This window comes from Devosia lacusdianchii, assembly GCF_022429625.1.
GTDB classification, from domain to species: domain Bacteria; phylum Pseudomonadota; class Alphaproteobacteria; order Rhizobiales; family Devosiaceae; genus Devosia; species Devosia lacusdianchii.
Window position 1 is genome coordinate 1,245,920 of record NZ_CP092483.1, and the last position, 25,552, is coordinate 1,271,471.

Consider the following 25,552-nt stretch of genomic DNA (forward strand, 5'->3'; position numbering starts at 1 on the left):
ATGGCTATTTCTCTGAAATCCCTGCCACCGCAGGACTGTCCCCGTTTCGAAGCCTGGCTCGCCGAGCTGCCCGCCGACCAGCGGTCGGCAATATCAGGCGCCGCGTCCACGCTGGGGCCCTTGCTCGAATCCGCGCCCTACCTGTTGGGCCTGGCGCAGGAGAATGCTGCCTGGTTAGTCGGCGCCCTCTCAGACACTGCCGATGGCGCTTTCACCGATATCATCGAGGCCGTCGAACGCGCCGGTCGGGAGGCAACCGACGAAGACACCCTCTCCCCCGTGCTGCGCATCGGCAAGGGCCGCACGGCGCTGCTGGCCGCCATGGCCGAGACCGGGGGCGCCTGGACCACGGCGCAATCGACGGCGGCTCTGTCCGACCTGGCCGACGCGGCGCTTGACGCCGTGCTCAACCTGCTGATGCGCCAGGCCGCCGAGCGCGGGCTTCTTGCCATTCCAGCCGAGCAGGCAAATGCCGCCAATTCCGGCCTCGCCATCTTCGCCCTCGGCAAGCACGGCGGACAGGAGCTGAACTATTCGTCCGACATCGACATCGTCGCCTTCTACGATCCCGAGAAGGGCGTTCTTGCCGACCCCTCGGAAGCCACCAAGATCTATTCGCGCATGGTACAGAAGCTGGTCGGCCTGATGGAGGACCGCCGGGCCCATGGCTATGTGTTCCGGACCGATCTGCGCCTGCGGCCCGATCCGGGCTCGACCCCAGTCGCCATCTCCTTCGATGCGGCGCTCGCCTATTACGAAAGCCGCGGCCAGAACTGGGAGCGCGCCGCCTGGATCAAGGCCCGCGCCTGTGCCGGCGATATCGGTGTGGGCCACGCCTTCCTCAAGGAACTGGCGCCCTATGTCTGGCGCAAACATCTCGATTTCGCGACCATCGCCGATATCCAGGCGATGAAGCGTCAGATCAATATCGCCAAGAATGTCGGCGATATCCGCGTCGAGGGTCACAACGTCAAGCTTGGCCGCGGCGGCATCCGCGAGATCGAGTTCTTCACCCAGACCCAGCAATTGATCGCCGGCGGCCGCGACAAGGCGCTGCGGGTGAAGCCGACCGCCCATGCGTTGGCTGCGTTGGCCGACGCCAATTGGATCACCCCCAAGGCGGCGACGGAGCTGACGCAGACCTACTGGTATCTGCGCGCCGTCGAGAACCGTCTGCAAATGCTGCGCGATGAACAGACCCACGTCATGCCCGCCACCTCGGACGAGGTCGCGATCATCGGTCGGCTGATGGGTCAGCCCGACCTGCGCCAGTTCGAAATCGGCTACCGTGCCGCGCTGGAGCGGGTGGTCGGCTATTATTCCGAGCTGTTCACCGAGGGCGAGACCCTGGGCAGCGGTGAAGGCAATCTGGTCTTCACCGGCAATGACGACGATCCCGGTACGGTCGAAACTTTGTCGGCCATGGGCTTTGCCGAACCTTCCAAGGCCATCGAGACGGTGCGCAAGTGGCACTATGGCAGCTACCCCGCCACGCGTGCCGCCGCGGCCCGCGCGCACCTCACCGAATTGCTGCCGGCGCTGCTGTCCACCCTCAGCACAGCCGGCAATGCCGACGAAGCGCTGGCCAAGTTCGACAATTTCCTGTCGCGCTTGCCCACTGGCGTGCAGCTCTTCGCCCTGCTGCGAACCCACCCCAATCTGCGCACGCTGCTGGTGCAGCTCATGGCCTCGGCGCCGCGCATGTCCGAGGCGGTGATCCACCGTGCCCATGTGATGGATGGGCTGATCGACCCCGCCTTCGCCAATGACGTGACGCATCGCGACGTGCTCATCGCCAAGGTCGATGCTTTCCTCGCCGAAGCGCGCTCTTACGAAGAGATCATCGATCGCGCCCGCATCATCGGGCAGGAGCAGAAATTCCTCATCGCGGCCGGGCTGCTGTCGGGCACGGTTAGCGCCAGCGGCGCTGGCGAGCAATTCACCGCGCTGGCCGAAACGCTGCTGAACCGGCTATCGGGCAGCGTCCGCGCCGAGTTCGAACGTCGCCACGGCGCCATTGCTGGCGGCAAGGTGGCGCTGCTGGCCTTCGGTAAGATGGCGAGCCGGGAGATGACGGTCACCTCCGACCTCGATTTCATCCTGCTCTATGACGCGCCAGAGACGGAATCGGATGGCGACAAGCCACTGAGCACCAATCACTATTATACTCGCCTGACCCAGCGCCTCGTCGCGGCCATCACCGCGCCGACCGCCGAAGGTGTGCTCTATGAAGCCGATATGCGGTTGCGCCCATCGGGCAATGCCGGGCCGCTAGCGACCAGCCTCACCGGCTTCCGCGCCTACCACCGCGACAATGCCTGGACCTGGGAGCATCTGGCGCTCAGCCGCGCTCGTGTCATCGCGGCCGATGGGCAATTCGCTCAGGCGGTCGACGCTGCCATCGCCGAGGTCATGTCGCGGCCCCGGGATGCTACCAAAACCATCGAAGATGTGGTTTCGATGCGGGCTTTGATGGCCAAGGAGCGGCCGTCCCGGCATCCCTTTGACCTCAAGCTTGCCGAGGGTGGGCTGGTCGATCTCGAGTTCATCGCGCAATCGGCCCAGCTCGTCGCCGGCGCCACGATTGGATTGCCGCAGGCGCTGACGGCGCGGGTCCTAGCCCGACTGGGCGAGACCGGCCTCGTGCCCGAAGGGGCTCGGCTGGCCGAAATCCACGAGCTCTATTCGACCGTGCTGCAAGTGATGAGCTCGGCGCTGGTCAGCCCGTTCAAGGACGAGGCCTGGACCCTGGCCTTCAAGGAATTGCTGGCGGGCCTGACCCATTACCCCGATTTCGCGCGCCTGGAACTGGACCTCATCGCCATGCGTGGCGAGGTGAGTGCTGCTGCAGCAGGGTGGTACGAGAAGGCGCGGGGACTTTAGGCCCGCCTCGCCCCGGAGGGGCGAGGTAAGAGGTGGCTACTCCGCTCTCCGTGGCGGCACTGGCGTCCCGCGCTTTTCCAGCGCTCGCTTTACGCTTTCCGGCACATCCCGGCAGCCGCATTGCTCGGCATGTTCCAGATGCCATTCGATCCGCGTTTCGAGATTGGCATTTCTGGGCATCCGGTGTGCCTCATGCCATTCCCGGTTGATCATTCGGCGGCCTGCAGGGCTGTTTCGGGATGAAGCGGCAGGGAGATGGCTACCGTGGTTCCCAGCGAAGGGCTGGAATCGATGGCCATGTGCCCGCCGCTGAGTTCGGCAATGGCGCGGGAGATGGAGATGCCTAGCCCCGGGCCGATGCCCTCGCGGGTGAAGGTGGCGTCGCCCAGGGCAAAGGGTTGCGACAGGCTTGCCAGGCGCGCCTCGTCCATGCCCAGGCCGGTATCGGTCACCTCGATAACCACGCCATCCCGTGCTGCGAATGCGGCAAGGGTAACGCGGCCGCCTGATGGTGTGAAGCGCAGCGAGTTCTCGACGATATTGGCGACCATGCGGTTCAGCCCCAACCGGTCGCCGCGCAATACCGCCCCGCAGGGCTCGCCGCGAACGAGGCTGAGCCCGGCGCGCGCCGCCTGCGCCCGGAAACGCTGGGCCACGCTATCGAGCAATTCGTCGACGCCGACCGGATCGGTTCGCAGGTCTTTCTGCCCGCTCTCCAGCTCGGCGAGGTCGAGGATGGTCGCGAACGACGCCAGCAGGTGTTCGCCCGAGGTTTTGATCGACTGCACATAGTCGTCATAGTGCGCGTCGCCCAGGGGGCCATAGGTCTGGTGCCGCATCAGTTCGGCAAAGCCGATAATGTGGTTGAGCGGCGTGCGGATATCGTGGCTGAGATGGGCGAGGAAATTGGTCTTGGAGCGGCTGGCCGCTTCCGCCTTGAGCTTTTCCTCGTGGTAGCGCCGCGCCAGCAGGCGCTGCTCCTCGCGGATGGCATTGAGCATAGTGTCGGTCTTCTTGCGCTCGGTCACATCGCTGACCAGCGTCATGAAGCCACCGTCAGCCAGCGGACGCTCATCGATCAGCAGATACGAGCCGTCCTCGCGATGCAGCTCCAGCAGTCGATTGTTCTCGTCTTCATTGAGCAGCTTCATATAGCCGCCCACGATCAGCTTCTTGACTGCGTCATGGTAGGTGACGGCGGTGCTGCTGAGGTTGAGACGGGCCCGGTATTGCTCGTTACAGACCACGAGGTCGCCCGTCTTGGTCCAGCACGCAACGCCCATCGGGATTGCCGAGGCTAACGTGCCGTAATTGTGGCGTTGCAACATGTCTGGCATTCCACCGTGGCGGCGTCGCCAGGTGAGCAGGGTCAGCAGGGCTGCCAGCGCAACGGCTGCCGCAGCGCGCTGGGCAATACCCGCCCAGGCCGCACCTTGCTCGCTCTCCAGCGCCAGCGTGCCATGTGGCGCTGCCGGCACGAACTGGCTGAGTAAAGCCGTTGGGCTCGACTGCTGCACATCGGAGGGGACCAGGCTCGCGCGAGTGCTCGCGCCAAAGCGGGTGGATGAGGCATTGACCACGGCGCTGGCCGCATCGGGCGCCATTTCGGCGATTTCCGATGCCAGCGTGGTGCCGATCATCATCAGTTCGCGGCGCGCATCGTCGAAGGTGCGGGCGGTGTCGTAGATGACGAAGAGCGCGGCGGCCAGCATCGACGTCAGCGCCACCGCGAGGGTGATTGGCGAAAAAACGAGATGAAGTGGCCTGCGGCCGGGCGTCCTGCCCTTGTCGTCGGTACGGCGATCACCTGCCATACGCTTGCCCGCGCCGAATCCTTCGGCACCGGCGCCGGATGTCTCCGCCGACCGCATAAAATTCTCCGTCCTGTGAGGGTGTTAGCCCCGCCCGATTTGCCCTTAACAAACAATGAATCAGGCCGCGTCGGCTGTCCATACCCCCATACAGGGGGCGGGAGGGGTGACCCGCGAAATCGCGAGTCACTTGAATCACTTAGCGGCAGAAGAAAAATTCTTCCATTATTGCGAAATGGGCCGCGCGATCCTCGCCCGCGCGATCGTCACCCGGCTCGACCCCGACGATCCTCGGAAAGATCGTCTCGCCGCACGTCTTCGTCCTCACCCAGCCAGCATGCGGGTCAGGATATCGGCCGTATTCCGGCTCAACCCACTGGTACCTTGCAGGCCCGTCAACGCGGCCTTCGCGGCCTCGCGCCGGCCGCTTTCCAGCATCGGCCAGATACGGAATCCGGTCAGCACCCGCGCCGCGACCTGGGGATTGATCTTGTCCACCTCGGCCACAAAATCGGCGACGAATCGGAAGCCCGCGCCGTCGGCCCGTGCGAACTGCGTCGGGTTACCCATGGCAAACGAACCCACCAGCGATCGCAGCCGGTTGGGGTTGGTCTTGGGGAAGGCCGGATCGGCAAGGATGGCAGCGATGCGCTCGATGACTCCGTCAAACGGAACGCTGGCGGTAACCGTCAGCCACTTGTCCAACACGAGCGGGTCAGCGCCGAAGCGGCTGCGGAAATCCGCGAGCAGGGCAGGGGCGTCCGATGTCCAGGCTCCGGCGCTGGCGGCCAGCGCGGCCAGCCGGTCGGTCATGTTCCGTGCTTCGGCATATTGCTGCGAAGCCAGGCTGGCCGTACCGGCAGCCTCGCTCGCGACGAGCAGGCCGAGCAGCCGATTGCGCAGCGCCCTGCGTCCGGTGCTTGCGGCATCAGGCGCGTAGGGCAGGTCGCTCGCGAGTTTGAGATAGGCCCGCAGCATCGGGACCGCCAGCGGCTCGAACACGGCCTTCACCAGGCGGTCGCGGACCTCGTGAATACGCGACGGGTCGACATCCTTGCCGACGGTCCGCGCGATCTGCGACTCGGCCGGCACCGACAGCGCCAGGGCCTTGAACGCGTCGTCGAGCGTGTCGCTTGCCAGTGTATCGCCGAAGGCATCGCTCAGCGCCTTGATGGCCGCGTCGCTCCACGGCTTCCCATTGACGGCGTCGACGGCCAGCGCCATGCCCACATCCTGCAAGGCCTGCCAGCGGTTGAACGGATCGCTGTCATGCCGGGCCAGGAAGAGCTGGTCGTCTTGCGTCAGGTTGGTCGTGAGATTGACCGGCGCTGAAAAGCCGCGCAGCAACGAGGGTACCGGCTTGTTCGGTACGCCAGTGAAGGTGATCTCGGCGCTCGCCTTGTCCAGCACGATCATCTCGTCGCGCACTTCGGCGCCGCTGACCCCACCCCAGGCCATGGGACTGCCATTGGGACCGATAAGCCCGAACTTGATGGGCAGCACCAAAGCTTCCTTGGTTGGCTGCCCTGGTGTCGGCAGGGTCTCCTGGTCGAGCTTGAGCGTGTAGGTCTGGCGCGCCGCATCGTAGCTGTCGCTGACCGTCACGCGAGGTGTACCAGCCTGTAGGTACCAGGTCTTGAACTGGTCGAGATCCATGCCGTTGGCTTCGGCGAACACGGCGAGGAAGGCCTCGATCGTGGTCGCTTCTCCGTCATGCCGCTCGAAATAGAGGTCCATGCCCTTGCGGAATCCGGCCTCGCCCAGCAACGTCGCCAGCATGCGGACGATTTCGGCACCCTTCTCGTAGACCGTGGCCGTATAGAAGTTGTTGATCTCGCGATACTGGTCTGGCCGCGCCGGGTGCGCCAGCGGACCGCCATCCTCCGGGAACTGCGCCGCCCGCAAACCGACGACGTCGGAAATGCGCTTCACCGCCCGGCTGCGCTCGTCCGAGGTGAACTCCTGGTCGCGATAAACCGTCAGCCCTTCCTTGAGGCAGAGCTGGAACCAGTCGCGGCAAGTGATTCTATTGCCTGTCCAATTGTGGAAGTACTCATGCGCGATGACGCGTTCGATGCCTTCATAGTCACCGTCGGTGGCCGTGTCCGGCTGCGCGAAGACCAGCCTGTCGTTGAAGATGTTGAGGCCCTTGTTTTCCATCGCGCCGAAGTTGAAATCGCTCACGGCGACGATGTTGAACACATCGAGATCATACTCGCGGCCGAAGCGGCGCTCGTCCCAGGCCATCGACCGCTTGAGGCTGTCCATGGCCCACAGGCACTGCTCTTCCTTGCCGTGGGTGCAATAGATGGCGAGAGCCACCTTGCGACCGGAAGCCGTGGTGAAGCTGTCTGATATTGAGCCGAGATCACCTGCCACCAGCGCGAAGAGATAGGCTGGCTTGGGGAAGGGATCTTCCCACACGGCATAGTGCAGGCCATCGCCGGCGTCACCCTTGTCGATCAAATTGCCATTGGCCAGCAGCACCGGCGCGACGTCGAGTGGAGCGCTCATCCGCACCTTGAACGTCGCCAGATTATCCGGCCGGTCGAGGTAATAGGTGATGCGGCGGAAGCCCTCGGGCTCGCACTGCGTGCACCAGGTGCCGCTTGAGCGATAGAGGCCCATGAGTTTGGTATTGCCTTCCGGCTGCAGGAAGACTTCGGTCTCCAGCACGAAGCGCCGCAGTGGCGGCTCGACGATCGTCAGGCTATCGGCGTCGCTGGCATAGGCCGATACCGCGAGCGGCGCGCCGTCGATAGCGATCGAGGTCAGCGTCAGCTCATCCCCGTCGAGCACCAGCGGAGTGCCCGGCGCGGTTCCCTCGCGCGGCTCCACCGTCAATTGCGCCACGACGCGCGTATTCGCGGCCGTGATCCGGAAGTCGAGATCGACCGACACGATGCGATACGGGCTCGGCGTGTAGTCCTTGAGAAAAATCGTGTGCTCGGTTTCGGTACGCATGGTCTGGTCCGCCAAATCGTCGGTCTGAAATTAAGTGTGTCTGCGCCGCAACAGTAGTGTTGACGCTTTCGTGTATCCTCGTCGGCCAGCGACCGCTTCGGTCCACTCTTCTACGCCAATTGGGACGGCATTGGGGAGGGGGCTATTGCCGGTCGCGGCACGCTGCTCCTCTGCGCCAATTGTGGGTGCATCGAGCGCGGTATCCAAATTCCCGGTCGGCATCCCAACGGGCCACTCGCGCTACTGACAGCCTCTGTCCGTCGCAGCCTGGCACAAGGTGACCCATCTCCGGTCTGTATTGTGGTGAAGCTATGCTGCGTTGGTTCGAACGACGTCTTGATCCTTATCCTGCCGGCGATCCGGTAGAGCCGCCCAAGGGCCTCCTGGCCTTCTGCCTGCACTATTCGCACGGCGCCAAGAAATGGCTGGCGCTGATGGCCGTTGCCGCCGCTGCGGTTGCCATCGGCGAAATCGTTATCTTCGGCTTCATCGGCGATGTCGTGAACTGGCTTGCCGGCGCAAATCCTGAGACCTTCCTGCAGACCGACGGCTGGAAGCTCGCCTTGATGGGCGCGATGATCGTCATCGTCCTGCCCGGCTTCGCGCTGATTTCCACGCTCACGATGCACCAGACGCTGCTGGGCAATTTCCCGCAGCGCATTCGCTGGATGAGCCACCGTTACCTCATCCGCCAGTCGATGAGCTACTTCCAGGACGAGTTTGCCGGTCGCATCGGCGCCAAACTTATGCAGACCTCGCTCGCCGTGCGCGAAGTGGTGATGAAGCTGCTCGACATGCTGGTGTATGTCGTCGTTTATTTCACCGGCGCCGTGGTGCTGGCGGCCGCGGCCGACTGGCGGCTGGCCATTCCCTTCCTGGTGTGGCTGGCGGGCTATGTGTCGATGATGATTTATTTCATCCCGCGCATGGGCAAGATTTCCCAGGCGCAGGCCGATGCCCGCTCGATGATGACCGGCCGCATCGTCGACAGCTACACCAACATCGCCACGGTGAAGCTCTTCTCGCACTCCAACCGCGAGGAGACCTATGCCAAGGAGGCGATGGACCAGTTCCTCGACACGGTCTACCGGCAAATGCGCCTGTTCACCGTGCTCAACATGCTGGTGCTGTGGTCCAATGCCCTGCTGCTGGCCTCGGTCGGCGGCGTCGGCATCTGGCTGTGGATGCAGGGGCTGATGACGCCGGGCGCGCTGGCTGTGTCCCTCGGTCTGGTCATGCGCTTCCAGGGCATGAGCCAGTGGGTCATGTGGGAAATGTCCTCGCTGTTCGAGAATATCGGCACGGTCAAGGACGGTATTTCCTCCATCTCGCTGCCTCGCATCGTCTCCGACGCCCCGGCAGCCGAGCCGATCGGCACGGTCAACGGCGATATCAAGTTCGAGAATGTCTCGTTCCACTACGGCAAGAAAACCGGCGTGATCGACGATCTCAACCTGCATATCCGCCCTGGCGAGAAGATCGGTCTGGTCGGGCGTTCCGGCGCGGGCAAGTCGACCATCGTCAACCTGCTGCTGCGCTTTTACGATCGCGCCGACGGCCGCATCCTCATCGACGGGCATGACATCGCCCGGGTCACGCAGGACAGCCTGCGCGCCAATATCGGTGTGGTGACGCAGGATACGTCGCTGCTGCATCGCTCGGTGCGCGAGAACATCGTCTATGGCCGCCCCGACGCGACCGAGGAGATGATGCGCGAGGCGGCCGACCTGGCCGAGGCCTCCGACTTCATCGCCGGCCTCAGCGACCCGCAAGGTCGCAAGGGCTTCGACGCCCATGTCGGCGAGCGCGGCGTCAAGCTCTCCGGCGGCCAGCGCCAGCGCATCGCCATCGCCCGCGTGCTGCTCAAGAACGCACCGATCCTGGTGCTGGATGAAGCCACCTCTGCCCTCGATTCCGAGGTCGAAGCGGCAATCCAGGGCCAACTTCAGCTGCTGATGAGGGGCAAGACAGTGATCGCCATCGCCCACCGCCTCTCCACCATCGCCATGATGGACCGGCTGGTGGTGCTCGACAAAGGCAAGGTAGTCGAGACCGGCACCCATGCCCAATTGCTCGAAACCGGCGGCATCTATTCGAGCCTCTGGCATCGCCAGTCCGGCGGCTTCATCGACGCCGACCAACCGGAGGAAGCGGCGCAGTGATCATCATTGCGCGCCATGCTTCCGCCCCACAATTGCTTCCCGCGGACTTGATCCGCGGTCTCTCGTCGTATGGCACGCGCTGGCAGTGACCCTCGGATCAAGTCCGGGGGAAGCGACTGTGGGTGCAGATTCGACGTCGAACTAACCGCCTTCAACCAACCAAGGAGAACCCAGATGGGTGACATCATTACGATCCGAGCGAACGGCAACCCCAACCCCGGTGCGTCCAGCCAACCCAAGCCCTCCGATCGTCATCGATTCCGAACCTGACCTGAGCCAGAAACTCCGTCAGGCGCGGCTCACAAGAATGAGCTCAAAATGTTCAACCGCGTCATCGACTTCTTCGACCATATCTATGCCCCCACTGCGCTTGCCAAGAACCGGCAACCGCCCATGGGTCTCCGCCCCTTCGTCAGCTACTTCATCGGCCAGTTCCGGGCGGCCTTCGCCATTCGTATCGTCCTGGTCGCCATCGGCTCCGTCGCCGATGCACTGATGCCCGTCTTTGTCGGCCTCGTGGTCGGCATGCTGGCCACCACCAATCCTGGCGACATCTTCACCGTTCACGGCCAGACCTTCCTCTGGATGATCTTCGTTGTCGTGCTGGTGCGGCCGCTGACCTTCCTGCTCGATACGCTGATCCGCAACCACGCCATCGTGCCCAATCTCATCGCCATCATCCGCTGGCAGAGCCATTGGCACGTGATCCGGCAGAGCTGGACCTTCTTCCAGAACGACTTTGCCGGTCGTGTCGCCAACAAGATCATTCAGGCCGGTGAAGCCGTCGAAATCGGCTTCAACCTCACCATCGATGCGGCTTGGTATGCCCTGGTCTTCGTCGTGGTGGCGATCGTCGTGCTGGCCCAGCTCGATCCGGTGCTGCTGGTGCCCATCGGCGTTTGGCTGCTGCTCTACGCGATCCTGTTTTCCATCACCATGCCGCTGATCGCTCGCTATTCCGAGGAGTTGTCGGAAGCCAAGTCGGTGATGACGGGACGCATTGTCGACAGCTACACCAACATCCAGACGCTGAAGACCTTCTCGACCGGCGGGCACGAGGATCAGTATGTGGCGGACTCCGTGATCGATCACACGGTCAGCTTCCGCAAGCTGATGCGCGTGTTCACCTACATGTGGTCCATCCTGTTCCTGCTCAATGCGGGTCTGGTGGTCTCGGTCACCTGGCTGGCGCTGATCGGCTGGAACAACGGCGCATTGACGGCTGCTGCGGTGGCTACGGCTATCCCGTTCGCACTGCAGATCATGAACATGAGCGGCTGGATCCTCGAGATCGGGTCGAACATCTTCCGCCAGGTCGGCAACGTCAGGGACTCGATGGACACCATCGCCCAGCCGCTGACCATGGTCGATGAACCGGACGCCAAGGCGCTTGATGTTACCAAGGGCGAGCTGACCTACGACAATGTCAGCTTCAACTATTGGCGCGGCAAGCAGGGCTCCGTCATCGACGACTTCAACCTGACAGTCGCTCCAGGCGAGAAGATCGGCCTTGTCGGGCGTTCTGGCTCAGGCAAGTCGACGCTGGTCAACCTGGCCCTGCGCATGTTCGACGTGCAGGACGGTTCCATCCGCATCGATGGGCAGGATGTGCGGCATGTGACGCAGGAAAGCGTCCGCGCTGCCATCGGCCTTGTCAGCCAGGATACGTCGCTCCTGCACCGGTCGGTCCGCGAGAACCTCAAATACGGCCGCCAGTCGGCGACCGACGAGGAAATGATGCGGGCCGCCGAACAGGCCAAGGTGCATGACGTGATCGCCGGCCTGGTCGACCCCAAGGGTCGCACGGGCTACGACGCCCATGTCGGCGAACGTGGGGTGAAGTTGTCTGGCGGTCAGCGCCAGCGCGTCGCCATCGCCCGCGTCCTGCTCAAGAACGCGCCGATCCTGGTGCTGGACGAAGCCACCTCGGCCCTCGATTCCGAAGTCGAAGCGGCGATCCAGGAGCAACTGACCTCGCTGATGCAGGGCAAGACGGTGATCGCCATCGCCCACCGCCTGTCGACCATCGCCGCCATGGATCGGCTGGTGGTGCTCGAACGGGGCCAGATCGTGGAGGAGGGCACCCACGCCCAGCTCCTGGCTTCGGGCGGACACTATGCGCATCTGTGGGAGCGTCAGTCCGGCGGCTTCCTCGATCTGGAAGCGGCAGCCGAATAGGCAAACAGAAGCGCCCGGCCATTGGCCGGGCGCGTCGTTCTACATGTCGATAAGTTCGCAGACTTCGACGGTGCCGCCAGAGGCCAGCACCGGGCTGCCCTTGGCGATGGCATTGGCCGCATCGTGGCTGTCGGCATTGACGATGGTGTAGCCGCTGAGCGGATTGGCGCCGCCGCCTTGGCTCACGCCATTGTCAAAAACTGGCGTCTGCAGCCGGTGGTCAGCTTGCTGTGCTGTAGATGTGGCTGCGGGCTGCGCCCCAGTCTTTACGCTCGCCGGTCAAGTGCTCCAGCGCCTGCTCCTCGGCCATGGGCCGGCCGAACAGATAGCCCTGCATCACGGTGCCGCCCAGGCCGAGCAGGGCGTCCAGCTGTTCCTCGTTTTCGATACCTTCGAACACGCAGGAAATGCCGAGGTTGCGGCAGAGGTCCACCGTGGTTTTGATGATGGCCCGGCTCGCGGGGTCGGTGCACACCTCGGCGACGAAGCTGCGGTCCACCTTGATGCGGTCGAGCGGCAGCTTCTGCACATGGGTCAGGCTCGAATGACCCGTGCCGAAATCGTCGAGCGCAATGCGCGAGCCGAGGGAGAGCAGCGCAAGCAGGGCATTGCTGGCCTGGTTCATGTCGCGCATGACGGCGGTTTCGGTAATCTCGAAATCGATGCGGCAGGGTGTACCCGCCTTCTCCACCAGCGCCACAATGGTCTCGACGGCAGTGGTCGAACCAATGTCATGCGCCGACAGGTTGACCGAGAGCCGCAATGGCTTGGGCAGCCTCTCTGAAACCTCGAGCGCCTTGCTCAGCACCGTCTGTGTGACCTTGGAGATCATGCCTGTGCGTTCGGCCAGGGGGATGAACTCGCCCGGAGAAACCTCGCCAAGCGTCGGGCTCCGCCAGCGCGCCAGCACCTCGAAGCCGGTCGTGCGATTGAGGGCAATGTCGAACTGCGGTTGGAACAGGATGTAGATTTCCGCATCGAGGTCGGCGGTATGGAGTGCATGCTCCATCCGCCGTACCCGGCTCAGATCATGGGCATCGCGATCCGAGAACACCTTGGCGTCACCACGTGCTTCCCGCTTGGCTGCCCACGTCACGTAGTCAGCGCGGTCATAGAGCATTTCGGCGGTATCGCCGGGCATGGAAGCCGCAAACCCCGCCGAAGCCGAGAGGCGCACAGTCCCGAGTTTCATTTCGAACGAAGGACGCATGGCGGCGGTCAGCACATTGCCGCAGGCCTGCAGCGACGCCTGGTCCGTTGGCTCGGTCAGGATCAGGGCAAAGTCGTCTGACCCCAGGCGGGCCAGGAACGTCGTGGGCCGGCGCAGCGCATTGATGCGGCTGGCGACATCTGCCAGCACCAGGTCACCGGTGATCTGGCCGAAGATGTCATTGACCGATTTGAAGCTGTCGAGATTCAGCCGCGCCACCGCGATCGTCTTACCCTGTGCCGTGGCCTCGGCCAGCATTTCGGTAAGGCGCCGCTGGAACGAACGGCGATTGGGCAGGCCTGTCAGCTCGTCTACATTGGCCAGCCTGTCATTCGCATCCGACAGTCGCTGCGTTTCTTCCTGCTTCTGGCTCATCGCCGAGCGCGAGGCGACCAGGGCGGAGAAGTCGCGGTAATTACCGAGCAGGATCACCACCAACGCGATCACCACTAACACCATGTTGATCGCGATGGCCGCCAGGGTGCTGTGGCCCGACGTGGCAAAGAAAATGGCAAAGGGGATGAGCACGCAAGCGCCCACCATCAACGCGGCCCCCCGCACATGCATCAGGCAGAACATGCATCCGATCGCGGTGATGGCCATGTAGAAGGCGACATGTGACTGGCGATAGGCGTCTCCATAGGGAAACAGCGCCATGGACCAGGCGGTAAAGCCGATGGCCAGGCCCGCAGCCACCCAGATCATGCTTGTCAGCATCCTCCGGGCACTAATCGCATCCATCACGCGATGGCGTCCGCGCCACCAGTAGAGCAGCCGCGCAATGCCAAGCAGGCTCAGCGCTGAGGGAATGTAGGCCGACAGGAGTGGCGGGGCGACGTCCAGATGCGTGCCGGCGAGGATCAGCGTATTGGCCAGCAGCATGGCATAGAGCAGCGGAACCTGGCGGGAGAGGGCGCGAGCCTGCGCCCGCACCAGCTCCGGATCGTCCGGAACGGCAAAGAACCGCACAACCTTGTTCAGCAAAGACATCGTCTACGAGCCCCCTCGCTCGATCAACGTACCCGCACAAACCCTAATACATGTGTAAACGACCGGCCGGCGCCTCGTGCCATTTTTGCCGTCGCAACGATGCAAAAGGCCAAAACTGCCACTTGGCCCATTGGAAGCAATTTTGAGACGAGCTAGAACGGAGTGCAATCGATTTCGGCAGATGGTTCCACCAATCCCGCCATAGACACCAAACAAGCCTGGCAATGTGGCACGCATTGCCCCGAGGAGACGACCATGCCTATCCCCAACACCTATTCGGCCCTCGACCTGGGGGGCGCCTTCGCGCTGTCGTCGCCAACTGCCCATGATATCACCGTGCCGATCACGCTCCCCGGCGACGTGCATGCCGCGCTTCTCGCTGCCGACCGCATTCCCGATCCCTATTACGGCGAAAACGAAAAGACCGTGATGTGGGTCAACGAGACCGCCTGGTCAGTCGAACGCAGTTTCACTGCCAGCGCTACCGACATCGACGGCTACCTGACCCTGACTCTGGCTGAGGTCGACTGCGTCGCCACCATCCTGCTCAATGGCGAAGTCGTCGCCAAAACCCAGAACAGCTTCGTCCGCAACGATATCGATGTGACTGGCAAAGTGCGCGAGGGCGACAACACGCTACGCATCGAATTCGACATCGCGCCTGACGTCGCCAAGGCGCGTTCCGATGCCCATCCGTTCCCGATCCCTTTCACCAAGAATTACCAGACCAATGGTTTGAAGGGCATCCACATGAACTTCATCCGCAAGGCCGCGTGCCATGCGGGTTGGGACTGGGGCATCTGCATCATGCCTATCGGCGTTTATGGCACCATGAGCCTGCGCAAGTCGCGCCTGGCCCGCCAGGAGAGCGTCCAGGTCGATCAGGCCCATGGCAAGACTTCAGTCGAACTGACTCTGAAGACTCGCCTTTTCGCCTTCGCTCACGGTGAGGTGGAACTTGAGCACAGCATCGACGGCCAAGTGATCACGGACAAGCTGGTGGTCAACAAGGGCGAGAACGTCTTCACCCACAATGTCACCATCCACAATCCGAAATTGTGGTGGCCAGCCGGGCAGGGCGAGCAGCCGCTCTATGAACTCGTCACCAATCTCGAAGGCGAAAAGACCACCCGTCAGATCGGCCTGCGCAAACTCGAATGGGTGGTCGAGCCCGACGAGATCGACCACACCTTCAAGTGCCGCATCAACGGCCGCGACATCACCATGATGGGCGCTAACTGGATTCCGGCCGACGCCATCCCGTCGCGCATTACGCCAGCAGTTATCCGCGACCTGCTCGAAAGCGCCAAGGCCGCCAATATGAACATGCTCCGCATCTGGGGCGGCGGACAGTACGAGCCGGATTATTTCTACGAGCTCTGTGACGAACTCGGCATCCTGCTCTGGCACGATTTCATGTTCGCCTGCATGAGCTACCCGTCCGATCGACCGTTCCTCGACAACGTCCGCACCGAGATCACCCAGCAGGTCCGCCGCCTCAGCCACCACGCCTCGATCGCCCTGTGGTGCGGCGACAATGAAGTCATCGGCTCGCTGCACTGGTATCCCGAGACCAAAGCCGCACCCGAGCGCTACGTCGCCAACTACGACCGGCTCAACTCCATGCTCGGCAATATCGTCGAAGACGAAGACCCGGCCCGCCGTTTCTGGCCGTCCTCGCCATCCATGGGCTATCTCGATTTCTCCGATGGCTGGCAGATGGATACCCGCGGCGACACCCATTATTGGGACGTCTGGCACTCGGCGAAACCCTTCGAGGCCTATCGCACGGTCAATCCGCGCTTCGCCTCCGAATTCGGCTTCCAGTCCTTCACCTCGATGAACGTCATCGAGACCTTCGCTGAGGAGAAGGATCGCAACCCGTCTTCCCCGGTCATGGAAAACCACCAGCGCAATGCCGGCGGCAATGCCCGCATTCTCGAAACCATGACGCGCTACTTCCGCTTCCCGCGCGATTTCGACCAGATGGTGTTCCTCAGCCAGATCCAGCAGGGTCTCGCCATCAAGACCGCCATCGAATACTGGCGCTCCACCAAGCCGCGCTGCATGGGCGCGCTCTACTGGCAGATCAACGACATCTGGCCGGTGGCATCATGGTCGAGCCTCGATTACGGCGGGCAGTGGAAGCTGCTGCAATATATGGCCAAGCGCTTCTTCCTGCCGGTCAATGTCGTCGCCGTGCCGCACACCGACGAAGTGCTGACCAATTCCCGCGGCACTCCGGTCGAAAATGCCCCTCCGACCAGCATCGTCTTCCGTGGCATCAACGACACGGCCGCGCCGGTCAGCATCTCGCTTGAAGTCCGCGCCGTGAAAATCGGCGGCGGCGATCGCGTCGTCTTCTCCGGCAATACCGCCATCGGTTCCGACGCTGCCATCACCGTCGCCTCGATCCCCTTTGACGATCTGGCCGCTGACGAGTTCCTGTTCTTTTCCTGGCGCGATGCCAAGGGCAACCTGCTGGGCGAAAACGACTATTTCCCCAAGCCCTACAAGGCCTATGAACTGGTCCAACCCAAAATCCGCGCCGCTTGGTCGGAAGTCGATGGCCAGCTCGTGCTGACCCTCACCACCGACAAGCCGGCCCTCTTCGTGACCGCCACGGTGGATATCCCGGGCTACTTCTCCGACAACGCCGTTACGCTCCTGCCGGGCCGCCAGACGGACCTGACCTTCACCCCCCGCCACGGCGCCACGCCCTCGGCGGCGGAACTGGTCTCCTCGCTCAGGGTGCGCAACTTGAGCGAGACGTTTTGAGACCACGGGCAGTGGTTAGCGCCGTTGCCCACCCGACCACCAATCGTCACCCTCGGGCTTGACCCGAGGGCTCTACACTTGCCAGGCGACGCAAGTGCAACACCCTCGGGTCAAGCCCGAGGGTGACGGCCGGTGGCGCATCGGCAACCGCGATGCACCCCCACAGTCAGCTTCCATACAAGTTTCTGCTGCCCCCTCATTGACAACCCCGGCGGCATCTTCCAACGCTAAGCCCACGCCGCCTTTCCCTCGCGGCGATCCGGACCTGCCATGTCTTCTGCTATCGCGCCCATCGAGGAGCGCCGCCTTCTCGGTATCGGCCTCGTGCTCGGCGCCTATTTCCTCTTCACTGCCATTGACAGTTCATCCAAGTGGCTGGGCCTTGCCGGACTGCCGGTGATGCAGATCGTCTTCCTGCGCTACGCCATCCATCTGGGCATCGTCAGCGCGGTCTACCTGCCGACCCAGCGTCAGGCACTGCTTCGGTCCGGCAATATGAAGCTCGAAGTGCTGCGTGCCATCGCGCTGCTCGGCTCATCGCTCTGCAATCTCACCGCCGTGCAATATCTGCCGCTGACCGTCACCGGCTCCATCGCCTTCACCATGCCGCTGATCCTCTGCGCCCTGTCGGTTCCGCTGCTCGGCGAACATGTCGGCTGGCGGCGCTGGACCGCCATCGGCGTCGGCTTCATCGGCATCCTGATCATCGTGCGTCCGGGCACCGATGCCTTCCATCCCGCCGCACTGTTGTGCCTGGCCGGCGCCTTCTTCTCGGCCTTCTATTTCCTGCTGACGCGCCGTCTGGCCGGTGTCGACTCGACCGCCACCCAGCAATTTTACGGCGCCATCATCGCCACCATTGCGCTCACGCCATTCGCCTTCGCCAACTGGACCTGGCCACAGCGTCCCGCCGATTGGGTCGCCTTTTTCGGCATCGGCATTGCCGGCTACCTGGCTCACCAGCTATCGACGATCGCCCACCGCCTCGCCCCAGCCTCGGCGCTGGCCCCGTTCGCCTATTTCCAGATCATCTTTCTGGCTGGCTCAAGCTGGCTGGTCTTCGGTCAGGCGCCCGATTTCTGGCTCTATATCGGCGCCCCGATCGTCATCGCCAGCGGCCTCTACATCTGGCTGCGCGAGCGCGAACTCTCGCGACCAGTTACGCCGATCGCGGAGGAACGTTAGCGGGCTTCGTCCCCAGATGCTCCGCATTGCCTTGCGTGATCAACCGCGCGCTCCGTTGCCCGCTGAGATAGATCCACAGCCAGCTCAACGCGACGGCCAGCCGGTTCTTGGTGTCGATGAGGAAGTAGATGTGGGCCAGGCCCCATACCCACCAGGCCATCCAACCCTTGAGCTGGAACGAGCCAAAATCGATCACCGCCGCCCGTTTGCCGATCGTCGCCAAATCGCCAGCATGCTTGTAGCGAAACGGCAGCTTGCTGGCATTACCTGCTTGCCGCGCTTTGATCACCGCCGCGGCGTGTTTGCCGCCCTGCTTGGCCCCATCGCCAACGCCAGGCACTGGCTTCCCGTCCGGCATTGTGATGGTCGCAGTATCGCCGATGACGAAAATCTCCGGATGGTCAGGCACCGTCAGATCGGCCTCGACCTTGACGCGCCCCGCCCGGTCCGGCTCGACGCCCAGCCATTTCGCGGCCGGCGACGCCTGCACACCCGCCGCCCAGATAATCGTCGCGGCATCAAGTCGCTTGCCGCCATAGACCACGCCCTGGGCGTCGACCTCGGTCACCGCTGCGCCCAATTCGACCTCGACACCCAGGTCGCGCAGCGCCTTGAGCGTGTATTCCGACAGCTCCGGCTTGAAATTGGCCAGCACCCGCTGCCCGCCCTCGATTAGCACCACCCGCGCCTCGTGTGGCGCTATGCTACGGAACTCTCCCGCCAACGTCACCCGCGCCAATTCGATGATCGCCCCGGCCATCTCGACCCCGGTGGGACCCGCTCCGATCAGCACGAAAGTCAGCAGCGCCTTGCGTTTCTCCGGATCGGTCTCGCGCTCCGCCGCCTCGAAAGCCAGCAGCAGTTTGCGCCGGATCGTCGTCGCGTCCTCCAGCGTCTTGAGCCCCGGGGCGAACTTCTCCCAGTCGTCATGCCCGAAATAGGCATGCCGTGCACCGGTCGCGAGGATCAGGCTGTCATAGGGCACGCGTGTGCCGTCCTCCAACAGCACCGTCCGTTCCGCCGTATCGACGCCGGTTACCGTGGCCAGCAGCGTTGTCACCTCGCTGCGCTTGCGCAGAATGTGGCGGATCGGCCAGGCGATCTCCGAAGTGCTGAGCGAAGCTGTCGCCACCTGATAGAGCAGGGGCTGGAACAGGTGATGATTGCGCCGGTCGATCAACGTGACCTCGACATCGGCCCCCGCCAGTCTCTGGGCTGCGGCTAAACCACCAAACCCGCCACCAACGATAACCACGCGATGTCTTTGAGCGGCCATCATAAACCTCCATCACTGCCCCTCAGGTAGGCGCGTGGAGACTGCCGTTCAACACCATGTGATGCAAGGCTCCAATGCTAGCGGAGCCGGGCTCGCCAGCGCTCGGCGTAGACATCGAAGCCAGTGTGATCCAGCGGCGCGATCGGTCGTCCTGAACCCCCGGACATAGCGCCGCCAAACAGCATGCTGGCGCCGAGGCTGGTGCCCGTCGAATCCCCCGAAATGCTCACCTTCACGCCGGTCAGACGGGCTAAGGCCTGGCCAAACAGCGCATTGCGCGCCAACGGCCCCTCGATGATGATTTCGCGGCCCAGTCCACAGAGTCCGAGGCAGGTCTCCGTCATCAGCGCCAGATAGAGCGACACCGCCGCGGTACGCTCGGCGGGCGTCAGGGTCTCCGGTTCCACGGTCCACCGACCCTGCAACCCGGGAAACGGCCCCACGCCCGGCATGAAACTCGGCAAGGCCTGCACATCGCCGGCGATTACCCTCTCGATATCCCCGGCACTTGGCTCTACTGCGCCCGGCGCCAGCATGTCGAACTCGCGCCCGCCCATGAACCGCGCCGTCGGCACGGGCCGTCCATAGGCATCCACATTGGCGAGGCTGTCGCGCGCTGGGTCCAGTCCCCCGGTATCCCCGCCAACAGTCATGGCGATTGCCCATGTCCCCGTCGAAAGGATCGTAAACGGCGCCTCATGCGCGCCCAGATGCGGCAGCAGCGATGCGTTGGAATCGTGGATGCCGCAGGTAACCGGCGTGTCGGCCGGAAGACCCGTAGCCGCCGCCACATCAGGCAGAACCGTGCCCAGCACCGAGGCCGCCGGCCTTACTTCTGGGAACAGCCCCCGCCAGCCTTGCTCCGTCACCAGCGACGAAAAGTCCGAGCGCTGGGGGGCCCACAGATCGGTGTGGCATCCCAGCGATGTCACCTCGCTCGCCATCACGCCAGTCAGCCGCCAGGCCCAGTACTGTGGGTAGGTCAGTACAGTGGTCACCCTGGCAAATGCCGACACGAACGTCCGGCTCTGCCAGAAAATCTGTGCGCCGAGATTGAGCCCGTTCGGCAGCCGTGGCGACAGGCTCTCGGCAAAGTCCGGCCGTGCTTCCGCGTAAGCCGCCCCCGTCTCATCCGGACCGGGATGCTCATAATCGAGCACCGGCATCGCCAACCGATCTCCCGCCATCAGTGCGGCAGTCGCCCCGTGCGTGGTGATCGAAATCCCCTCGATCTCATGCTCCTCATGCAATTTGCCGAGACTGGCCACGAGGAAATCCCACAGCCGCTCGACATCGGCATGCGGGTACAACCCCTCGCGCTTCACCGTGTTGGGCGTACTCCGCGCCGCCACCTGCTGCCGGCTTGCGCTATCGATCAGCACCACCTTGGCATTGGTCTTGCCGATGTCGATGACGGCGATGGAACGGGGCAGGGGCATGTCATTGGCGCTCGGAGAATTGGGCTTGTCCACCGCTAACATGTTAGCTGCTTTGGCTCCAGAACAACCATATCCCCGATGTCATCCCGGCGCAGGCCGGAAACCAGGTCCGTGGTCATCCGCAACAACCAGCGTATGGGTGGTTCGCCGTATGGATTCGGCCTGCGCCGGAATGACACTGCGCGACGCAACCCTCCCCATCGTCCGCGACCCTTGCGCCAAACCGTCACCAATGCTTTAGGGACGTCAGATTTTGATGGCCGCCGTCCTCGGCGCTTTTCGCCAGGTGGGTAGCCCATGATTCGTCTCGAAAATATCAGCAAGCAGAACGGTAAGCAGATCGTCTTCATCGAAGCGTCGGCGTCGCTGCTGCGCGGTGAGAAGATCGGCCTTGTTGGCCCCAACGGCGCGGGCAAGACCACCCTGTTCCGCATGATCACCGGCGAGGAGCAGCCGGACGAAGGCCAGGTCTCCGTCGATCGCGGCATGACCATCGGCTATTTCAGCCAGGATGTCGGCGAGATGTCCGGTCGCAGCGTCGTCGCCGAAGTCATGGACGGCGCCGGCCCGGTCAGCGCCATCATCGCCGAAATGCGCGCTCTCGAAGCCGACATGGGCGACCCCGACAAAGCCGACGAGATGGATGCCATTATCGAGCGCTATGGCGAGATCCAGCATCAATTCGAAGAACTCGACGGCTATTCGCTGGATGGCCGCGCCCGCGAAGTCCTCGATGGCCTCGGCTTCAGCCAGGAGATGATGGATGGCGATGTCGGCGCGCTCTCCGGAGGCTGGAAGATGCGCGTGGCCTTGGCCCGCATCCTGCTCATGCGCCCCGATGCACTGCTGCTCGACGAGCCGAGCAACCATTTGGATATCGAAAGCCTGATCTGGCTGGAGGACTTCCTCCAGAACTATACCGGCGCTCTGTTCATGACCTCGCACGATCGCGAATTCATGAACCGCATCGTCACCAAGATCATCGAGATCGATGCCGGCTCGCTGACCAGCTACACCGGCAATTACGAATTCTATCAGCAGCAGCGCGCCATTTCGGACAAGAACCAGCAGGCCCAGTTTGAGCGGCAACAGGCCATGCTCGCCAAGGAACTGGCCTTCATCGCCCGCTTCAAGGCCCGCGCCAGCCACGCCGCCCAGGTGCAGAGCCGGGTCAAGAAGCTCGACAAGATCGACAAGGTCGAGCCGCCCAAGCGCCGCCAGGTCGTCGAGTTCGAATTCCGCGCGCCGCCACGCTCCGGCGAAGACGTCGCCCTGCTCAAGAACGTCCACAAGAGCTACGGCAGCAAGACCATCTATGATGGCCTCGATTTCCATGTCCGCCGCCGCGAGCGCTGGTGCATTATGGGCGTCAACGGCGCCGGCAAGTCGACCCTGCTCAAGCTCGTGGCCGGCGCCGCCGACCCCGACAAGGGCAGCGTGGCGCGCGGCCCCAGCGTAAAGATGGGCTACTTCGCCCAGCACGCAATGGACGTTCTCGATGGCGACCGCACCGTCTTCGAACAGTTGCAGGACAGCTTCCCGCAGGCCGGTCAGGCTCCGCTCCGTGCGCTTGCCGGATGCTTCGGTTTCTCCGGTGACGAAATCGACAAGAAGTGCCGGGTTCTGTCAGGCGGCGAAAAGGCCCGCCTCGTCATGGCGATCATGCTGTTCGATCCGCCGAACTTCCTGGTCCTTGACGAGCCGACCAACCACCTGGACATCGCCACCAAGGAAATGCTGATCAGCGCGCTGTCGCAATACGAGGGCACCATGCTCTTCGTCAGCCATGATCGCCACTTCCTCGCCGCGCTCTCCAATCGCGTGCTCGAGCTGACCCCTGAAGGCGTTCACGTTTACGGTGGCGGCTACACCGAGTACGTCCAGAGCACCGGCCACGAAGCCCCCGGCCTGCGCAGTTGATTTGGCGGCGCCACCGGATTTGCGCTAGAAGGCAGCGCATAAGCATGATCGAGTGACGCATGGACTTGGCAGCAACCATCGAGAGCAATTCGACGCTCAGCCCTTCGGGCATCGCACGGTCGCGCCGTTTTTCCGTTGCGCCGATGATGGATTGGACCGATCGCCATTGCCGCTTTCTCCATCGCCTCCTGACCCGCGAAGCGCTGCTGTTCACCGAGATGGTCACCAGCGCCGCCATCGTGCACGGCGACTCCCATCGCCACCTGCGCTTTGATGCCGTCGAGCAGCCTGTAGCCCTGCAACTAGGCGGATCCGACCCGGCCGAGCTGGCGGCGGCGACGCGGCTTGCCCATGATGCCGGTTACGCCGAGATCAATCTCAATGTCGGCTGCCCCTCCGATCGCGTTCAGTCGGGCCGCTTCGGTGCCTGCCTGATGGCCGAGCCCGACCTCGTCGCCGAATGCGTCCGCGCCATGCGCGACGTCACCGATCGCCCCGTCACCGTCAAATGCCGCATCGGCATCGACGATCAGGATACCGAGGAAAGCCTCGATCGCTTCGCCGATACCATGGTCGCGGCCGGGGTTGACGCGCTCTATGTCCACGCCCGCAAGGCCTGGCTCAAAGGCCTGTCGCCCAAGGAAAACCGCACCATCCCGCCGCTGGACTATGACCGTGTGCATCGCCTGCGCGCGCGTCTGTCGCCGTTGCCTGTCATGATCAATGGCGGCCTCGAAACGCTCGACGTGGCCGAAGCCGAAATGGCGCATGTGGATGGCGTCATGCTGGGCCGTGCCGCCTATCACAATCCGATGCTGCTGGCCGAGGTCGATCGCCGCTTCTTTGGCGCCACCGGCGAGCCGGTGACCCTCGAAGCCATCATGCAGGACATGGCCGCCTACGCCGATCGCCAGGCCGCCGAAGGCGTGCGTATCAACAATATCGCCCGCCACATGCTGGGCCTGGCCAATGGGCTGCCCGGCGCGCGCCAGTTCCGCCAGATCATGAGCGTCGATGCCTGCAAGCCCGGCGCGGATTCCAGTGTGATGTTCCGCGCGCTCGAAGCCGTCAGCCGCCCGCGCCTGGCCGAAGCGAGTTAATCGGCCAGTTCCAGCGAATTCTGGGTCACACTGTAGCGGCTCAGCGTTTCCAGGAACGTCATGCCGAGCAGGCTCGTATCGAGCGCATTTTCCTCGGTGACAAAGGCCGGGATACCTTTACGCGCAATGCCCCCAACCTCGATACGGGCCAGGTTCACCCGCGCCGCGCGCCCGGTGCCGTTGGCTGTCGAAACCGGGATGGTGAAGCGTAGATTGTCCGTATCGATGCCCGCCGCTTTGGCGTCGGCGATGGTCAGCACGACGGCCGTTGCGCCGGTGTCGAAGATCATGGGCGTGGTGTGGCCGTTGACGGTCGCATTGATCTCGAAATGGCCGCCAATGCCGCGCCGGAACGTCGCCGTGCCCTGCTCGGCATCCACCATCGCCACGCCCGGCTGCAACTCGCCCGCCACCCGGCCAGCCACGCCGACGATCTCGTCACGATAGGCATAAGTCAGCGCCGCCACCCCGAAAATGCCGACCCAGAGCAGGATGCTGGTCAGCAGCTCCGATGCTTTGCGCCGACGCGTGAACAGGCCACCGGCAAAGACGATGAGAATGACCAATAGCGGAATGAGCTGCGCCGTCTGGTTTTGGGTCAGGCCAACCAGGCTGCCGGCGTCGGCGCTGATCAGCAGCGCCAGCCCGACTGCGATAAGCAGCGCAATGCCGATGAAGATCATGGTCTGCGCCTTTGCTAAATGCCTCGCTCATTCCTCGATAAAGGCATTGCGCGCGGCAATTTCAAGGCCAATCCGCACCCTCAGACGAAAGGTAGCAGAGCCGTGAGCACGGCGACTTCGGCCAACGCGCCCAAAGCGCCGATCAGGTCACCGGTCTGCCCGCCCACCAGTCGGCGGCAAGTCGCCGTCCATCCCGCGATGACCGCGGCCGCGAGCAGCACCGCGAGGCCAATGGCGACGAGGTTGGTTGCCGGCGCTCCCAGCACGAACAGCAGCACGGCGGCGAACACCGCGCCCACAGCGAATCCGGCGGGGGACAATGCGCCCGCTGTCGCCGCGGCGCCATTAGTCCGGGCCGGTGGCAGCGCCACTGCCAGCCACAGGGCGCCGGAGCGGCCGACAATGCTGGCAGCCAGCCACACCGCCGCAGCAGCCAAGGGATTGATCGCGGCCGCGGCGCCCAAAGCCGTCACCCGCAGCAGGATGAACAGGCTCAGCGCCGCAACGCCGTAGGTGCCGTGCCGGCTATCCTTCATGATCTCCAGCCGGCGTTCGACCGTCTGCCCGCCGAATAACCCATCGGCCGCATCGGCCAATGCGTCGTCGGCCATGGCACCGGTGGCGATCACCATGGCCGCCACGGCCAGGGCAGCGGCGAAGTAGGTGGGCAGCCCGATCAGCGTCGCGCCGATCAGCAGCAGAGCCGGCCCGATGCCGATAGCCACGCTCGCCAGCGGCAACGCCATGGCAATGCGGCCCAGCTCCGGCGGCTGATGGGGCGACGATCCCGTTGGCAGCCGCGAGAAGAACCGCAATGCCATGATGAAGTCGTCCTTGAGCCCGATCCCACCTGTGGCCGGGGCCGGGCGACTGGGATCGAGTGCATCGGCGCTGATGGCGTCCCTGGGCTGCTCTTCGGTCAATTGCTTTTGGCCTCGTTCTACGCAACAAGTCGCCAGCTTTTATCACAGCA

At 63.7% G+C, this 25,552-nt stretch carries 15 protein-coding genes; 7 read left to right on the plus strand and 8 right to left on the minus strand.

Features of this window, described 5'->3' with window-relative positions; all coding sequences use genetic code 11:
• Positions 1–2,883: a bifunctional [glutamine synthetase] adenylyltransferase/[glutamine synthetase]-adenylyl-L-tyrosine phosphorylase gene (locus MF606_RS06130; protein WP_240232925.1), complete on the plus strand. Its 2,883-nt coding sequence runs from the start codon at positions 1–3 to the stop codon at positions 2,881–2,883.
• 209 nt (positions 2,884–3,092) lie between these two features.
• Here the strand turns inward: MF606_RS06130 and MF606_RS06135 are convergent, their stop codons facing one another.
• Both MF606_RS06135 and pepN read right to left on the minus strand, forming a co-directional pair.
• On the minus strand, positions 3,093–4,754 hold the full coding sequence (locus MF606_RS06135) for a sensor histidine kinase (protein ID WP_240232926.1): 1,662 nt from the start codon (positions 4,752–4,754) through the stop codon (positions 3,093–3,095).
• 264 nt (positions 4,755–5,018) lie between these two features.
• Positions 5,019–7,658: an aminopeptidase N gene (gene pepN, locus MF606_RS06140; protein WP_240232927.1), complete on the minus strand. Its 2,640-nt coding sequence runs from the start codon at positions 7,656–7,658 to the stop codon at positions 5,019–5,021.
• Positions 7,659–7,969: 311 nt separating this feature from the next.
• On the opposite strand from pepN, the gene MF606_RS06145 reads away from it, so the two are divergent.
• Entirely contained in the window at positions 7,970–9,820 is a 1,851-nt protein-coding gene (locus MF606_RS06145; protein ID WP_240232928.1) for an ABC transporter ATP-binding protein, read from the plus strand.
• Between the two features lie 318 nt (positions 9,821–10,138).
• Positions 10,139–11,998, plus strand: a complete 1,860-nt coding sequence (locus tag MF606_RS06150; protein WP_240232929.1) for an ABC transporter ATP-binding protein — start codon at positions 10,139–10,141, stop codon at positions 11,996–11,998.
• Between the two features lie 39 nt (positions 11,999–12,037).
• Here the strand turns inward: MF606_RS06150 and MF606_RS06155 are convergent, their stop codons facing one another.
• A complete protein-coding gene (locus MF606_RS06155) occupies positions 12,038–12,184 on the minus strand; it encodes a YciI family protein (RefSeq protein WP_240232930.1) in 147 nt (48 codons plus the stop codon).
• Positions 12,185–12,218: 34 nt separating this feature from the next.
• On the minus strand, positions 12,219–14,198 hold the full coding sequence (locus MF606_RS06160; protein WP_240232931.1) for a putative bifunctional diguanylate cyclase/phosphodiesterase: 1,980 nt from the start codon (positions 14,196–14,198) through the stop codon (positions 12,219–12,221).
• Between the two features lie 255 nt (positions 14,199–14,453).
• Between MF606_RS06160 and MF606_RS06165 the strand changes: the two genes are divergently transcribed.
• Together MF606_RS06165 and MF606_RS06170 are read left to right on the plus strand one after the other, a co-directional pair.
• Positions 14,454–16,976, plus strand: coding sequence for a beta-mannosidase (locus tag MF606_RS06165; protein WP_240232932.1), 2,523 nt, complete (start codon positions 14,454–14,456; stop codon positions 16,974–16,976).
• Positions 16,977–17,246: 270 nt separating this feature from the next.
• Positions 17,247–18,161, plus strand: coding sequence for a DMT family transporter (locus MF606_RS06170; RefSeq protein WP_240232933.1), 915 nt, complete (start codon positions 17,247–17,249; stop codon positions 18,159–18,161).
• Here MF606_RS06170 and MF606_RS06175 read toward each other — a convergent pair.
• Together MF606_RS06175 and MF606_RS06180 are read right to left on the minus strand one after the other, a co-directional pair.
• The gene (locus MF606_RS06175; protein ID WP_240232934.1) at positions 18,136–19,437 is read right to left on the minus strand and encodes an NAD(P)/FAD-dependent oxidoreductase; all 1,302 of its coding nucleotides are present in this window, start codon (positions 19,435–19,437) and stop codon (positions 18,136–18,138) included. The two genes, MF606_RS06170 and MF606_RS06175, sit on opposite strands and share 26 nt — an antisense overlap.
• 77 nt (positions 19,438–19,514) lie before the next feature.
• Positions 19,515–20,876: an FGGY-family carbohydrate kinase gene (locus MF606_RS06180; RefSeq protein ID WP_240232935.1), complete on the minus strand. Its 1,362-nt coding sequence runs from the start codon at positions 20,874–20,876 to the stop codon at positions 19,515–19,517.
• Positions 20,877–21,173: 297 nt separating this feature from the next.
• On the opposite strand from MF606_RS06180, the gene MF606_RS06185 reads away from it, so the two are divergent.
• Positions 21,174–22,796 (plus strand): ABC-F family ATP-binding cassette domain-containing protein, encoded by a 1,623-nt coding sequence (locus MF606_RS06185; protein ID WP_240232936.1) that lies wholly within the window; start codon positions 21,174–21,176, stop codon positions 22,794–22,796.
• 59 nt (positions 22,797–22,855) lie between these two features.
• The gene (gene dusA / locus MF606_RS06190) at positions 22,856–23,896 is read left to right on the plus strand and encodes a tRNA dihydrouridine(20/20a) synthase DusA (RefSeq protein ID WP_240232937.1); all 1,041 of its coding nucleotides are present in this window, start codon (positions 22,856–22,858) and stop codon (positions 23,894–23,896) included.
• Here the strand turns inward: dusA and MF606_RS06195 are convergent.
• Both MF606_RS06195 and MF606_RS06200 read right to left on the minus strand, forming a co-directional pair.
• Entirely contained in the window at positions 23,893–24,579 is a 687-nt protein-coding gene (locus tag MF606_RS06195) for a retropepsin-like aspartic protease family protein (RefSeq protein WP_240232938.1), read from the minus strand. The genes dusA and MF606_RS06195 overlap by 4 nt on opposite strands.
• A gap of 80 nt (positions 24,580–24,659) precedes the next feature.
• Positions 24,660–25,502 (minus strand): adenosylcobinamide-GDP ribazoletransferase, encoded by an 843-nt coding sequence (locus tag MF606_RS06200; RefSeq protein ID WP_240232939.1) that lies wholly within the window; start codon positions 25,500–25,502, stop codon positions 24,660–24,662.
• Positions 25,503–25,552 lie beyond the last annotated feature (50 nt).

What these genes read in the sequence shown, in the direction of transcription:
- MF606_RS06130 (WP_240232925.1), top strand. Translation starts at nt 1, where the DNA reads ATGGCTATTTCTCTGAAATCCCTGCCACCGCAGGACTGTCCCCGTTTC.
- MF606_RS06135 (WP_240232926.1), bottom strand. Translation starts at nt 4,754, where the DNA reads ATGCGGTCGGCGGAGACATCCGGCGCCGGTGCCGAAGGATTCGGCGCG.
- pepN (WP_240232927.1), bottom strand. Translation starts at nt 7,658, where the DNA reads ATGCGTACCGAAACCGAGCACACGATTTTTCTCAAGGACTACACGCCG.
- MF606_RS06145 (WP_240232928.1), top strand. Translation starts at nt 7,970, where the DNA reads ATGCTGCGTTGGTTCGAACGACGTCTTGATCCTTATCCTGCCGGCGAT.
- MF606_RS06150 (WP_240232929.1), top strand. Translation starts at nt 10,139, where the DNA reads ATGTTCAACCGCGTCATCGACTTCTTCGACCATATCTATGCCCCCACT.
- MF606_RS06160 (WP_240232931.1), bottom strand. Translation starts at nt 14,198, where the DNA reads ATGTCTTTGCTGAACAAGGTTGTGCGGTTCTTTGCCGTTCCGGACGAT.
- MF606_RS06165 (WP_240232932.1), top strand. Translation starts at nt 14,454, where the DNA reads ATGCCTATCCCCAACACCTATTCGGCCCTCGACCTGGGGGGCGCCTTC.
- MF606_RS06170 (WP_240232933.1), top strand. Translation starts at nt 17,247, where the DNA reads ATGTCTTCTGCTATCGCGCCCATCGAGGAGCGCCGCCTTCTCGGTATC.
- MF606_RS06175 (WP_240232934.1), bottom strand. Translation starts at nt 19,437, where the DNA reads ATGGCCGCTCAAAGACATCGCGTGGTTATCGTTGGTGGCGGGTTTGGT.
- MF606_RS06180 (WP_240232935.1), bottom strand. Translation starts at nt 20,876, where the DNA reads ATGCCCCTGCCCCGTTCCATCGCCGTCATCGACATCGGCAAGACCAAT.
- MF606_RS06185 (WP_240232936.1), top strand. Translation starts at nt 21,174, where the DNA reads ATGATTCGTCTCGAAAATATCAGCAAGCAGAACGGTAAGCAGATCGTC.
- dusA (WP_240232937.1), top strand. Translation starts at nt 22,856, where the DNA reads ATGGACTTGGCAGCAACCATCGAGAGCAATTCGACGCTCAGCCCTTCG.
- MF606_RS06195 (WP_240232938.1), bottom strand. Translation starts at nt 24,579, where the DNA reads ATGATCTTCATCGGCATTGCGCTGCTTATCGCAGTCGGGCTGGCGCTG.